This is a genomic window from Nocardia salmonicida, from assembly GCF_036142455.1.
Taxonomy (GTDB): domain Bacteria; phylum Actinomycetota; class Actinomycetes; order Mycobacteriales; family Mycobacteriaceae; genus Nocardia; species Nocardia salmonicida.
Genome location: NZ_CP108014.1, coordinates 4,961,760 through 4,975,072, shown reverse-complemented (window position 1 = coordinate 4,975,072; position 13,313 = coordinate 4,961,760). Strand labels below are relative to the sequence as shown.

The window sequence follows — 13,313 nt, the reverse complement described above, 5'->3', positions numbered from 1 at the left end:
ACCTTGACCCGCACGGCATCCCCCTTCACCGGCCTGGCGCACTCCCGGCGCTCCCCCCGCAAATTCGTGGCAGCCCCCCTGCCCCCTGCGGACATCCGTGGCGTGCTGGAAGACGCGCAGACGGCCCCCTCGAACAGCAACACCCAGCCGTGGGCAGTGCACATCGTCTCGGGTGTGGAACGGGACGCGCTGGCCAGGGAACTGCTCCAGGCCGATGAGGATGGACGCATCTCCCCGGATTTCACCGCCGACTACGGCGAGGGCATCTACTTCGAGCGGGCGCAGGCCCTTGCCGCGAGCTACTACGGAAGCCTGGGAATCGAGCGCTCAGACCGAGAAGGCAGGAAGGCGGCGGTCCGCGAAAACCTGGAGTTCTTCGGGGCTCCCCATGTCGCGCTCCTGTTCATGCCCGCTTTAGGCGACGGGGTGCGGACGGCCGGTGATATCGGCATGTACGCGCAGAACTTCCTGCTCTCGCTGGCGTCCAGGGGGTTCGCCGGCATTCCGCAGACCATGCTCGGGCTCTATGCCCGCACCGTCCGCGCGGTCCTGGATGTCCCCGAGGATCTCAAGTTGCTGTTCGGCATCTCCTTCGGTACGGCTGACCCGGCGGCGCCGGTGAACGCGTTCGGCAGGACACGCATCCCGCTCCAGCAGAGCGTGGTCCTGCACAGCACTCCCGGCGTCCTCGACGGTCAGTAGTCCGTCCGCCCGCCCGCAGCTGCCACCCGGAGGCGTGAGTCCCGGCCGCCACTCCGCCGACTGGACCAGGAGCCCCCGCCCACGCCTCCGGTCCGCCTTCGCCCGTCGCCCTCCTCGCGCTCGCCAGATCCCGCCCTTGACAATACGGAGGATGCCTCCGTATTTTGGAGAAGTAATCGGAGGTTGCCTCCGTTTTTCTCACCTCGTTAGGAGGAACGACCATGACAAGCCGACAGATGGTTCTGGGCATGCAGTTCAGCGGCGGTTACGGGGCCGAGCCCGGGGCCTGGCGGCTGCCGGGTGCGAACCTGAACAGCTACACCGACATGGACCAGTTCGTGCGGTACGCACAGACCGCCGAGCGCGGCAAGGTCCAGCTGCTGTTCATCGCCGACACCCCGGTCCTGGACATGGACCTCACCCACCACGCCCCGCGCCAGGCGATCGAGCCGCTGCTGCTGCTGACCGTCCTCGCACGCGAGACCGAGCGGATCGGCCTGGTCACCACCGCCTCCACCACTTTCACCGAGCCTTATAACCTCGCCCGCCAGTTCAAGGCCTTGGACGTGATCAGCCACGGCCGAGCCGGCTGGAACGCGGTGACCACCTCCACCCCCGCCGCCGCGGCGAACTTCGGCAGCAAGATCCCGCCGCGCGCGGAGAAATACGAGCGCGCCCACGAGGTCATCCAGATCGTGCAAGCGCTGTGGGGCAGCTGGGAAAAGGACGCCTTGCTGCTCGACGTCGAGAACAAGCGGTACGCCGACATGGACAAGATCCGGCCGGTCGGCCTGCAGGGCCGCCACGTCGCCTCCCGCGGCCCACTGCCCATCCCCCCGTCCGAGCAGGGTCAGCCGGTCATCTTCCAGGCAGGCGGCGGCGAATACGGCCTCGAGATCGCGGGCCGTTACGCCAGCGGGGTCTACGCCAACCCATACACCATCGAGGACGCTCGGGCACAACGCCAGGCCCTGAGGGACGCCGCCGAGCGCGCCGGTCGCGACCCCGACGAGGTCAAGATGCTCGCCGGCTTCATGCCGACCATCGCCTCCTCCCGCGAGGCCGCTCTGGAGCGGCGCCGCTTCCTCGACGAGGTCGTTGATTTGGGCCAGCGCGTCCGCTACCTCGGCACCATGATCGGCCTCCCGCTCGACCCCGACCAGCTCGACGAGCCGCTGACCACGCAGCAGTTGGCCGATGCCGTACCCAGCCGGCACGACCCCCGCTCCGCCCGTGCGGAGCAAGTGGCCAGGGAAGGCTGGAGTCTGCGCGACGTGCTCGCCCACGGTGTGATCGACTACCACCCGGTGATCGCCGGCACCGCCACCGACGTGGCCGACCACATGCAGGAATGGTTCGAGGCGGAGGCCTGCGACGGGTTCTCGATCGCCCTCGACGGCTTCCACGACGGCTTCGACGCCTTTATAGACCAGGTCGTCCCGATCCTGCAAGAACGCGGCCTGTTCCACGAGGACTACGAAGGCCCCACCCTGCGCGAGAACCTCGGCGCCCCTGAGCAGTACGGCCTCGACCCGCGCGTCTCCGAACAGACCCGGCCGTGACCACCACGACGCCCGCCATCACCGCGGCGTCCGGCACCGTCCGACACCGCGAATCCGCAGGCGTTCCGCGCCGCCAGCCGTCTCCTACGGCCCACCCCGACCATGATTCTCGCTCGACGACGACCTGGCCAACCTCGCCGCCGGCAACGGCAAAGCGCACAGCGATCGGCCATTCGCGCCACCCCCGGAGCACCCTCGCATGAACAAAGCCCTCCTGGCCACCGACCGTGGCACTTTCCTTGACGACGAGCCGCCCGAGAGTGAGGTCGCGGTGTCGGCGTCAGCCATAGTGGCCCCTGCGGCCGCCAGAACTCCCGCAGGGCGCGGGCTCGTCCCTGTCCTCGCATTCAGCGGCATCGTCGTCGCCGTCATGCAGACCTTGCTCGTCCCCGTCATCGCCGATCTCCCGCGACTGCTGGACACCACACCGTCCAACGCCGCCTGGGTGATCACCGCGACGCTGCTGTCCAGCGCGGCCGCCACTCCGGTCTTGGGGCGGCTCGGCGACCTCTACGGCAAGCGCCGCCTTGTCCTCGTCAGCCTCGGGCTGATGGTGCTGGGCTCGCTGATCTCCGGGTTCACCTCCGACCTCATGCCCATGATCGTGGGCCGCGCCGTTCAGGGCTTCGCGTTGGGCGTCATCCCGCTCGGCATCGGCATCATTCGGGATGAGTTGCCGCGCGAGCGGCACGGATCGGCCATGGCGCTGATGAGCAGCTCTATCGGTGTCGGCGGCGCGATGGCTATACCGCTGGCCGCGCTCATCGCCCAAAACCTCGACTGGCACTGGCTGTTCTTCGGCGCCGCCGCCCTCGGCGCGGTGGCCATGGCCGCGATCATCGCCGTCGTCCCCGAGAGCGGCCAGCGCACCCCCGGCCGCTTCGACGTGATCGGCGCGCTCGGGCTCACGCTCGGGCTCGTCGTCCTGCTGCTGCCTGTCTCCAAGGGCGCCGACTGGGGCTGGGCAAGCGCCACCACGCTGGGACTTTTCGCCGCCACCGTCGTGACCTTCCTACTGTGGGGCCTTTTCGAACTGCGCGTCAAGGACCCGCTGTTGAACCTGCGCACTGCCTCGCGCCGCCAGGTCCTTCTGACCAACCTAGCCGCGATCACCACCGGCCTCGCGTTCTACGCGGTGACACTCATCTTGCCGCAGCTGCTGCAGCTGCCCGAATCCACCGGGTACGGGCTGGGAATGTCCATGATCGCCACCGGTGTCTGCGCGTCGTCCATGGGCCTCGCGATGATGATTGCCTCCCCGCTTGCCGCCCGGCTGTCAGCAGCGCGCGGGCCGAAGGTCACGCTGATGACAGGGCTCGTGCTGCTCGCCGTCGCCTATCTGGCGGGGACAGTGCTGCTGGGCGCCGTGTGGCAGATCGTGCTCGTCGCCATCCTCGCGGGCAGCGGCGTAGGCGTCGCCTACTCGGCGATGCCCGCGCTCATCCTCGGCGCCGTCGACCAGGCCGAATCGGGCGCCGCCAACGGGCTGAACGCCCTGATGCGGGCCATCGGCACAGCACTGTCCAGCGCCGTCGTGGGTGTCGTTCTCGCGAGCACAGCTCAGCACGTGGGAAGCGCAGAGGTGCCCACGCTCGAGGGCTTCCGCATCTCGTTCCTGATCGCGGCGGGGGCGGCGCTGCTCGGCCTCGGCCTCGCGGCGTTCCTACCGGGGCATACGCGAAGGTGACACTGGGGCCGCGCCCGAGCTCGGGCCGCTTCCGTGTCCGGGCACAGGATGCGGAGGCGCAGCCGTTCCCACGGAATCGCGGCCCGGCGGTGCCCGACCTCGCGAGCGATGAGCACGCGCAGTCGCCCGTCGATGCCGTATTCAAGTCCACCTGGTGTTCGTGTGCACGACCGAAATCAGCTGCTATGCGGATGGTTCGACCAATGTGCCCATGGCTTGGTCGAGGAGTTCGGACAACGGTATGGCCCCGCCGACTGCGGTCCAGGCATCGGTTGCGGCGTCCAGGCAGGAAATCGCCGATGCTACGAGGGCCTGTGCGCGAACGTCGCTCACGGATTCCGGGTCACCGCCTAGCCGGCGGGTGATCTCTGGCACCAGCAGACTGTGCCAGCCCTGCGTCTTCTCCCACTGACGGGTCATCACGGCGCAGGCATCGCCGTGCAACTGCATCAGATTCAGGAACGGCTGGGACTCGTCCACCTTCGGCTCGGTGATCACGTCGAAGGAACGGCGTAGTGCCGCCCAAGACCGCTCGTCGGCGGGGCGAGCGGCGAGCGCAGCGGCGATCTTGGGACCGAACTCACTCATCTTGCCCAGGATGACCTCTTCCTTGGTGCCGAAATATCGGAAGAAGGTGGTCCGCGACAACCCTGCCTCGGCCGCGATCTGCTCGACGGTTGTCTTGTCGAAACCCTGTTCGGAGAACAGCCGGAACGCGACCTCGCTGACCTCATCGCGCATGGCAGCTCGGGTCCGCTCCCGCAGCGTGGAGCGCGCGTTCCTGGAGTTCTCGGCCATCCGATGAGTGTAATACAACATACCGAAGTGGTACTCCATCCCATATCGGTATATCGTCTCTTTTGTTGTCTTAGTTCCCTACCGAGGAGTACTTCCCATGAGCAAGATCTGGTTCATCACCGGTTCCTCGCGCGGCCTGGGCCGCCACTTCACCGAGGCTGCGCTCTCGCGAGGCGACAAGGTCGCGGCGACGGCCCGCAACACCGACGCACTCGCCGACCTGGTCGCCGCCCACGGCGACGCGATCCTGCCGCTGCCCCTGGACGTCACGGACAAAACCGCGGTGACCGATGCCGTCCAGCTTGCCCATGAGCACTTCGGACATCTGGACGTCGTCGTCAACAACGCCGGTTACGGACTGTTCGGCATGGTCGAAGAGCTGACCGAGGACGACGTTCGCGCCCAGTTCGAGACGAACGTCTTCGGCACCCTGTGGGTCGTCCAGGCGGCACTGCCCTACCTGCGCGCTCAGGGCAGCGGCCACATCATCAACGTGACCAGCCTGATCGCCCTCGCCGCCTTCCCCACTACGGGCGGCTACACCGCTTCCAAGGCAGCGGTCGAGGGGCTCTCGGACTCCCTGGCCCAGGAAGTCGCCGGCTTCGGCATCAAGGTCACAGTCGTCGAACCCGGGCCCTTCGGCACCGAGTTCAACGCGTCCTCCGCCCAATCCGCGCCACTGGCCGCCTACGACAGCTACCGGGAGACGGTCCACGCCAGCTTCGCCGACGTCCCGAATCCCGACCCGGCGGGCGTCGGCCCCGCGCTGCTGAAGGTTGTCGACGCCGAAACCCCGCCGTCCCGGATCTTCTTCGGCACCTTCCCCCTCCAGATCGTCCCCCAGCTCTACACCGACCGGATCAAGGGGTGGCAGGAGTGGGCCGAGCTGTCCGCCGAGGCCGAGTCCGGCCAGCGGTAACCATCCAGCCCAGTGGTCACCGGATCGGCCAATGCCGCTGCCCACTGCGGCGAGGTTGTCAGGCCTTGCGGCACTCGCACTACGACGACGCCAGATACGCGATGACCTCGGGATCTTCCTTGTCCCGTAGCCACTCATAGTCGTCGACGAACATGTCACCGTGGTGGACCCGCTCGAAGGGCGCCCTCTTCGCGATCGGCGCCGACAAGTCCCGCTGGGCTTGTGCTGGGCACCGCAAATGCCCTCGCGGACCTTGCGCCACACGCCCGCCCGCTCGGGTCTCGGATGACGTCATCCAGCCGAACATCGGTGACCTTGACGACTCGGTTAGCGTGACCCACTTTTCCATAGGTGCCGCCGCTCTGGACCACTAGATGACGATTCATCACGGCCACCGCATCGGCTGCGCAGGGCTCGGTAAACAGGGAGCGGAGGCGACATCGCGGGTGGACAGTGCCCAGCAGGTTCCTGATGACCGCGCCGTACTTGTCATCAATCCTGCCATTTAATGGCTGACGTCGACCAACGGCGTTCGACTACGCCAACGCTAGCAGCCGATGTCACACGCTGAACTTGGCAGGGTCCGGCATATCCGCAGATTAATGGCCTAACACTGCCAACAGATCCAACGCTGTCCGCTCTTGACAACGAAACTAACTAGAAGATAGGCGCAGGTGAGTACATGGAGTTACCCATGTTCTTGCTGGATCAGTGGGCTCTTGAAAGAAAGTCCCCGCCGTTTGTACGGCGGGGACTTTTTGTTTTTCAGACGTTGTCTGGGCGGCGGCGTTCTGTGCGGGTGGAGTCGGCGCGGTCGCGGTAGCGCACGTTCGGTTGGGGGTGGGGTGGTGCTTCGCCGCGGCGGCGTGGGACTCGGGACGGTTCGGGTTCGCGCGGCGGGGCGGCGGGGCGGGCGGCGCGGGGTTCGGCCCGGGCGGCGCGGGGCTCGCGAGGTTCGCGGGGCCTGGCGGCGGCGGGGGCGCGTTTGGGTTCGGTGGGCCTAGCCGGGCGGCGAGCCGGGCTCGCCATGTCGACCTCGGTGTCGGGCTCGTCCAGGACCGCGGTGCCGCGGCGCGGTCGCTTGCGGGCGGCAGTGGCCAGGTCGGGGCTCGGTTCGGGACGGCGGCGCTTGACCGGCTTGCGTTCGGTCTTGCGCTCCGGGGCGGGGCGAGCGGTCTGGGGCGCGCGCTTGGCGATCGCGATCCTGGCGCCGCCGATCGCCAGTACCAGCACGGTCGCCAGCGCCATCGTCGGGAAGCGCTCCACCAGCGGGATGATCAGGTTCATCAGAACGTCTTTGATCGAGGTGGTGGCACGCCCACCCAGCATCTGGCAGGCCAGCGGCACCGCGACGAACAGCAGCAGCGGCGGCATCACCATGGTGGAGAACAGACCGCGGAAGCGCACCGCGCAGACGGCGAGCACGCAGCCGAATACATACAGCGCCGAGAACGTGCCCGTCGGATACGTCTCTCCGCCGAGACCGTCGATCAAGAACCCGAGACCCGTCGCACCCGCGGCGAGCAGAATCGCGGCCCAGGCGGGGATGCCGGGTACCGAGGGCACGATCGAACGTTGCGGCGCGGGCACCCGGGGTCGCGCACGTTGGGAAGCAGCCACACTATGACACTAACTGCACATCGCCCCCGTAGGCGCCACGGCACGAGGATCTCAGATGCGATCCTCGGCGTCGGCGAATGCGACGACCCGTGGTCGGGTCTCGGTGAGCCGGATTGCCGGGAGCTCCTGATCGGCGATGCCGAGATCGTGCATCCGGCGCGCGGTGACCATCACCCGCGACTCCACCGAGCCTACTGTCGCGTTGAAAGCCGCTACGGCCTTACCGAGATTCACGCCCAGATTGTCCAGATGTTCGGCGACTTTACCCAGCCGGGTGTAGAGCTCCTTACCCAGTTGCTGCACCGTTGCCATATCGCGCGAGAGCGCTTCCTGCCGCCAACTGAACGCCACCGTTCGTAGCAGCGCGATCAATGTAGTGGGGGTTGCCAGAATCACGTTCCGGCCGAACGCGTACTCCAGAAGGTCGGCATCGGTGGTGAGCGCGGCGTCGAGGAACGGGTCGCCGGGCACGAACAACACGACGAACTCCGGTGCCGGATCGAAGGCCGCCCAGTACGCCTTGTCGGCCAGCTGGTCGACGTGGGCGCGCAGGTGCTTGGCGTGGCGGGCCAGTAATTGCGTGCGTTGGCTGGGATCGTCGGTGGTCGCCGCGTCCAGATAGGCCGAGAACGGCACCTTCGCGTCGACGACGATGTGTCTGCCGCCGGCCAGCCGCACCACCATGTCGGGGCGCACCACGCCGCGATCGTCGCCGCCGGGCCGACTGACCTGGGTGTCGAAATCGCAGTGCCGGGTCATCCCGGCCAGTTCGACGACCCGTTCCAGCTGGATCTCGCCCCACCGGCCGCGCACCTGCGGCGCGCGCAGCGCCGCGACGAGCTGGCCGGTTTGATCGGAGAGTCGATGCGAGGTGCGTTGCATGCCCGCGACCTGCTCGCGCAATCCCGAATACGCGTCGATCCGATGGTGCTCGACCTGTCGGATCTGCTGCTCCAATGCCCCGACCGCGTCGCGCAGCGGATCGACCATCGCGCCGATCGCGGCCGAATGCCTGCGCGCCGCATCCTCATTGGCCGAGTGCAGCGACTGCTGCAGCAACCGTTGATTGTCCCCGGCCGCGGCGAGCCGGGCCTCCGCGGTGGCGGCGCGCTGCCCACCACGGGCGGAATGCCCCAACCAGCCGAGACCGAAGCCTGCGGCGAAGACGAAGACGAGCGCGACGAGCATCGAAGCGGTCATGTCGGCGATACTGCCCGAGGCCACCGACAAAGTCGCAATTCCCCGGCAAACCGGGGTCGGTCGTGGCGAACTCGCCAGGCCGTCACGGCGGCGGGTGCGCCGCGCTGTGCGGCACGCCGGTGAATTACACGCGTGTGGTGCGTCGATTGAATTCTGTCGGGGGTGTGCCCTACGGTTCGCGACATGCGGATCCTGCACACCTCCGACTGGCACATCGGGCGCACCTTTCACGGTGTCGACCTGCTGGCCGATCAGGCGCGGGTGCTGACTGCCGTCGCGGAGCTGGTCGCGGCCGAATCGGTCGACGTGGTGGTGGTGCCCGGCGATATCTACGACCGCTCCATCCCCAATGCCGACGCCATCGGGGTCTGCAATCGCGGGTTCGAGGCGATCCGAGCAGCGGGCGCGACGATCGTCGCCACCTCGGGCAATCACGATTCGCCCGCCCGACTCGGCGCGGGGGCCAGCTTCGCGGCGGCCGGTGGCCTACATCTGTGCACGCGGGTCGCGGATGCGGATCGGCCGATCGTGCTCTCCGATGACGACGGTGACGTTGCGTTCTACGGCATCCCGTATCTGGAACCGGAGATCACCCGCGCCGAACTCGGTGTTCCGCAGGCGCATTCACACGCGGAGATCCTCGATGCCGCGATGGAGCGGATTCGCGCCGATATCGCCGCCAGGTCCGGCACTCGCACGGTGGTGCTGGCACACGCCTTCGTGGTCGGCGGGGAAGCGACGGGATCGGAACGGTCCATCTCGGTGGGCGGTGTGGAGACGGTCTCGATGTCGGCCTTCGCCGGCATCGACTATGTGGCGCTGGGACACCTGCATTCGCCGCAGACGCTGTCGGAGTCGGTGCGCTACAGCGGATCTCCGCTGCCGTATTCGTTCGGTGAGAGTTCGCACCGCAAGGCGGTGTGGATCATCGACCTCGACGCCGACGGGCTCGCCGCGGTGCGTCGCCACGATCTGCCGCTGGTACGCGGGCTCAGCAGGCTCACCGGCACCCTCGAATCCCTGCTCGCCGATACCGAATACGCCGCGGCCGAGGACCATTACGTGTCGGCCACGCTCACCGACACCACCCGCCCGGTGGACCCGATGCGTAAACTGCGCGGGCGATTCCCGCACGCGGTGCACGTGGAATGGGCGCGCCCGGAAGGTAATCCAGAGTTGCACTACCGCGAGCGGGTGCACGGTCGTCGCGACGCGGAGGTCGCGGCGAGCTTCCTGACCGACGTGCGTGGCACACCGAGCAAGGGGGAGATGGCATGGGTGGAGCGTGCGCTGGCCGCCGCGGTCAGCGAAAACGACTCGGTCCGTGCCGAATCCGGCCCGTCGCCGGTTGCGTCGGAGCTGACTGCGTGAGCCCACGTGTCGCGTTCACAGTGGCGACTGTCGCCGGTGGTGGCATCGCGTGAGGCTGCACCGGCTCGAACTCACCGCGTTCGGCCCGTTCGCCGAGACCACTGTCGTCGATTTCGACGCGCTCGGCGCCGACGGGCTGTTCCTGCTGCACGGACATACGGGCGCGGGTAAGACGACGATCCTCGACGCCATCGCCTTCGCCCTCTACGGCAAGGTGCCCGGTGCGCGCGGTGAGAGCAAACGCCTGCACTCCGATCACGCCGATCCGCAGACGCCGCCGAGCGTCGTGCTGGAAGCCACGCTCGGCGGCCGCCTCCTTCGCCTGACCCGCTCACCCGAATTCGAGCGCCCGAAGAAGACCGGCACCGGAACCCGGCTCCTGCAACCCCAAGCCACCCTCACCTGGCTCGACGGCAGCGGCGAGAACCTCTCGCGTATCACCGATATCGGCGACGAGGTCCTGCGCCTGCTCGGTATGAGCGCCGACCAGTTCTTCCAAGTGGTGCTGCTCCCACAGGGCGACTTCGCCAAATTCTTGCGCGCCGAGAACGAGGACCGGGAGAAACTGCTCGAAAAGCTCTTCGACACCCAACGTTTCGGGACGGCCGAACAGTGGCTGTCCGATCGCCGCCGCGCCGCCGCGGGCGACCTGGATTCCCGCAAACAGGGCATCGACCGCCTGATCACCAAGGTCGGTATGGCCGGGGGCTACGGCGGCGCGGAATCGGTCGGCGTACTCGACGCGGTGACCTGGTCCCAGGAGCTACTCGCCACCGCGCGCACCGCACTCGCCGAGGCGACCACGAATGCCGAACTGCGCCAGAAAGAATCGTCGCACGCCCGCGCCGAGGCCGAGGAACAACGTCGCGTCGCCGGGCTGCACGCCCGCATGGCAGCAGCCCGCACCGAACTGGACACCTACACCGCGTCTTCCCCTCGCCGCACCGAGCTCGAACACGAACTGGCCAAGGCCCGCCGCGCCGAGCCCGTCGTGCACGCCATCGACGAGGCTCGCTCCGCGGTCCGCACCCTGCGCCGTGCGGAGACCGCGACCCGTAGCGCCACTGGCGAACTGGCCGACCAACTCCGGGCACCCGCCGCCGCCGACATCGCGGGAGTAGACCGGCTGACCGTGGTGACGGATGAGCCGGTCGATGGACGCGCCGCCACACCGGAGGGTGGGCGGCCCGACTATGGCACGTCAGCGGACCTGCCGTCCGGTGGTCCACTCGGCGCGGGTCATCAGGGACGCGGGCCGGTCCATGGCGGGGATGCGGGCGCCGGTGTCGGTGATGTCCGGGGCGACCTCGATGCCGCCATCAGTCAGTGGAACGCGCTGCTCGGTGTGCTCGGTGAGGTTCGCGCTGATGTGGTGACCGCGCGTCAGCTCACCGCGGATCTCGCCGCGCACGAGGGGGAAGCCGGTCGGCTCACGCAGCGTTCGGGGGAGTTGGCGCAGCGGCGGCTCGAACTGCCGGCGGCGATCGGCTCGGTCCAAGAGCAATTGCGTGAGGCCACCGACGCGGCCGCCGCGTTGCCCGGGCTTCGCAACGAGTTGAGCAAGTGGCAGGACTCGGCAGCGGCCGCTGTCGACATCGCGCGTCGCCGACCAGCTTTGGACACAGCGCGGACCGAACACGATGCCGCCTGGCGCGCTCACCTCGAAGCCAAGGAACGGGTCCTCGATCTGCGGGCCCGCCGCCTCGCGGGCATGGCCGCCGAGCTCGCGGGCGCGCTCACCGACGGTGCGCCGTGCACGGTCTGCGGTTCTGCCGAGCACCCTGAACCGGCACGGCCCACCGACGACGCGGTATCCAAGGAGGCCGAGGACGCCGCGCACACCGCCGAACAGTCCGCCGAGGCCGCGCGGGATCGCATCGCCGATCGGATCAGCGTGATCGAACGCGAGATCGAGGCGCTGACCGCCCGCGGTGGCGACGCGGACCCCGTCACCCTCGCCGACGCGGTCCGCACCGCCACGCACCGCTTCGACGACACCGCCGAAGCCGCCGAGCGCGGCCCCGCCCTGACCAGCCGCCTCGAGGCGCTGCGCACCGAGGAAACCGCCCTCCACGACCGGTCTCGCGAGCTCGACGCCCGCCTCGGCACCATCACCGCCAACATCACCACCACCCGCGCCCGCCTCGACGAACTCACCGCGCGGCTGCGCACCGCCGCGGGCGCCGACAACACCGTCGACGCCCGCACCGCCCGCCTCGAATCGCTCATCACCGCAGCCACCATGCTCCGTACTGCCCGCACCGAGGAAGCCACCGCTCGCGACGCCGTCCGCACCATTGCCGCCCGCGTGGAAAACCTCGCCCGCACAGCCGGTCTCGTGCCGGAAGGCTACGAGGACCGTGGGCTGTCGGAGGCACTCGATTCACCAGTCGCTACCACCAGCCGCACTGCGGGTGACGATGTCGACACCGACGAGGAGGCGACCGGGAGCCCCGCGCGAACGACCCGTGCCGAGCCCGACATGCCCAGCCTGTTCGACCTGTTCGACGAAGGTCCCCCGGAGGAGGAACCCGCCGACGAAGCCTCGGCCGTCGAGCCGGCAGCGCCGCGCGACGACATCGCTCTCCTGACCGCCTACGCCCAGGTCGTCACCGCCGTCGCGCGGACCGCGCGGCAGCAGGCCGCGATCGAAGCCGAACTCACCGCCGCGGACCGGGCACGTGCGCATGCCGAGGCGGTGCTCGCGGAACCGCAGATCCAGGCCGTCGCCGAACAGACCCCGGGCGACTTGAACACCCTCGAGCAGCGCTTCACCGAAGCTCAGAGCGCGCTTACCGCGGCGGTGGCAACCCAGTCGGCGGCCACCGAGCGGGTGGCCCAGCTCGAGCAGCTGGGGACGCAGCTGTGGGGAGAGATCGAGCGGATCGCGCCCAAGCAGCGTGATTTCGACGAACTGGCTGCCCTGGCGGAAGTGGTGGCCGGTCGCGGCGAGAACAACCGGCGAATGTCGTTGCGCTCCTATGTCCTCGCGGCTCGGCTCGAAGAGGTCGCGGTGGCGGGGTCGCTGCGGCTACGCCGAATGTCGGGCGGCCGTTACGAATTCGTCCACTCGGACAAGGCGGGTCCACGGGGCAGACGAGGCGGTCTCGGCCTCGACGTCCGCGACGACTACACCGGCGTCGTCCGCTCCGCGAAAACCCTGTCCGGCGGTGAAACCTTCATGGCCTCACTGGCTTTGGCGCTCGGCCTCGCCGACGTGGTCGCCGCCGAGTCCGGCGGCCTGGTCCTGGACACCCTGTTCATCGACGAAGGCTTCGGCAGTCTCGACGCCGACACCCTCGACGCCGTCATGGGTGTTCTCGACGAACTCCGCGCGAACGGCCGCGTGGTCGGCGTCGTCAGCCACGTGGACGAAATGCGTCAGCGCATCCCCACGCGCCTGCATGTCCTGCGCGGTCGCACGGGTTCGCACCTCGAGGCCACGGTCGCCTAG

The 13,313-nt window shown here is 68.6% G+C and carries 9 protein-coding genes and 1 pseudogene; 6 read left to right on the top strand and 4 right to left on the bottom strand.

The window, feature by feature from the left end; translation table 11 throughout:
- Positions 1-3 precede the first annotated feature (3 nt).
- From OHS03_RS23400 to OHS03_RS23390, 3 genes are all read left to right on the top strand, one after another.
- Positions 4-702: a nitroreductase family protein gene (locus OHS03_RS23400; protein ID WP_328657044.1), complete on the top strand. Its 699-nt coding sequence runs from the start codon at positions 4-6 to the stop codon at positions 700-702.
- A 221-nt stretch (positions 703-923) separates the two neighbouring features.
- Positions 924-2,264, top strand: a complete 1,341-nt coding sequence (locus tag OHS03_RS23395; RefSeq protein ID WP_328657041.1) for an NtaA/DmoA family FMN-dependent monooxygenase — start codon at positions 924-926, stop codon at positions 2,262-2,264.
- 199 nt (positions 2,265-2,463) lie between these two features.
- Positions 2,464-3,951, top strand: coding sequence for an MFS transporter (locus OHS03_RS23390; RefSeq protein WP_328657039.1), 1,488 nt, complete (start codon positions 2,464-2,466; stop codon positions 3,949-3,951).
- A 183-nt stretch (positions 3,952-4,134) separates the two neighbouring features.
- On the opposite strand, the gene OHS03_RS23385 is transcribed toward OHS03_RS23390, so the two are convergent.
- Positions 4,135-4,749 carry a TetR family transcriptional regulator gene (locus OHS03_RS23385; RefSeq protein ID WP_328657037.1) on the bottom strand — a complete coding sequence of 205 codons (615 nt, stop codon included), beginning with the start codon at positions 4,747-4,749 and terminating at the stop codon, positions 4,135-4,137.
- A 97-nt stretch (positions 4,750-4,846) separates the two neighbouring features.
- Between OHS03_RS23385 and OHS03_RS23380 the strand changes: the two genes are divergently transcribed.
- Positions 4,847-5,668, top strand: a complete 822-nt coding sequence (locus OHS03_RS23380; RefSeq protein ID WP_328657035.1) for an SDR family NAD(P)-dependent oxidoreductase — start codon at positions 4,847-4,849, stop codon at positions 5,666-5,668.
- 91 nt (positions 5,669-5,759) lie between these two features.
- Here the strand turns inward: OHS03_RS23380 and OHS03_RS23375 are convergent.
- The 3 genes and pseudogenes from OHS03_RS23375 to OHS03_RS23365 form a co-directional block, all read right to left on the bottom strand.
- Positions 5,760-5,906, bottom strand: a pseudogene (locus tag OHS03_RS23375) (hypothetical protein); the annotation flags it as partial.
- 527 nt (positions 5,907-6,433) lie between these two features.
- Positions 6,434-7,288 (bottom strand): DUF6542 domain-containing protein, encoded by an 855-nt coding sequence (locus OHS03_RS23370; RefSeq protein WP_328657032.1) that lies wholly within the window; start codon positions 7,286-7,288, stop codon positions 6,434-6,436.
- 51 nt (positions 7,289-7,339) lie between these two features.
- On the bottom strand, positions 7,340-8,488 hold the full coding sequence (locus OHS03_RS23365; protein WP_056816028.1) for a DNA recombination protein RmuC: 1,149 nt from the start codon (positions 8,486-8,488) through the stop codon (positions 7,340-7,342).
- A gap of 183 nt (positions 8,489-8,671) precedes the next feature.
- Here OHS03_RS23365 and OHS03_RS23360 point away from each other — a divergent pair, with 183 nt between their 5' ends.
- Positions 8,672-9,859 (top strand): exonuclease SbcCD subunit D, encoded by a 1,188-nt coding sequence (locus OHS03_RS23360; protein WP_328657029.1) that lies wholly within the window; start codon positions 8,672-8,674, stop codon positions 9,857-9,859.
- Between the two features lie 49 nt (positions 9,860-9,908).
- Positions 9,909-13,313 carry an AAA family ATPase gene (locus OHS03_RS23355; protein ID WP_328657027.1) on the top strand — a complete coding sequence of 1,135 codons (3,405 nt, stop codon included), beginning with the start codon at positions 9,909-9,911 and terminating at the stop codon, positions 13,311-13,313.

Excerpts from the sequence above, each read along its gene's own strand:
- OHS03_RS23395 (WP_328657041.1), top strand. The coding sequence starts at position 924 with ATGACAAGCCGACAGATGGTTCTGGGCATGCAGTTCAGCGGCGGTTAC.
- OHS03_RS23390 (WP_328657039.1), top strand. The coding sequence starts at position 2,464 with ATGAACAAAGCCCTCCTGGCCACCGACCGTGGCACTTTCCTTGACGAC.
- OHS03_RS23385 (WP_328657037.1), bottom strand. The coding sequence starts at position 4,749 with ATGGCCGAGAACTCCAGGAACGCGCGCTCCACGCTGCGGGAGCGGACC.
- OHS03_RS23380 (WP_328657035.1), top strand. The coding sequence starts at position 4,847 with ATGAGCAAGATCTGGTTCATCACCGGTTCCTCGCGCGGCCTGGGCCGC.
- OHS03_RS23365 (WP_056816028.1), bottom strand. The coding sequence starts at position 8,488 with ATGACCGCTTCGATGCTCGTCGCGCTCGTCTTCGTCTTCGCCGCAGGC.
- OHS03_RS23360 (WP_328657029.1), top strand. The coding sequence starts at position 8,672 with ATGCGGATCCTGCACACCTCCGACTGGCACATCGGGCGCACCTTTCAC.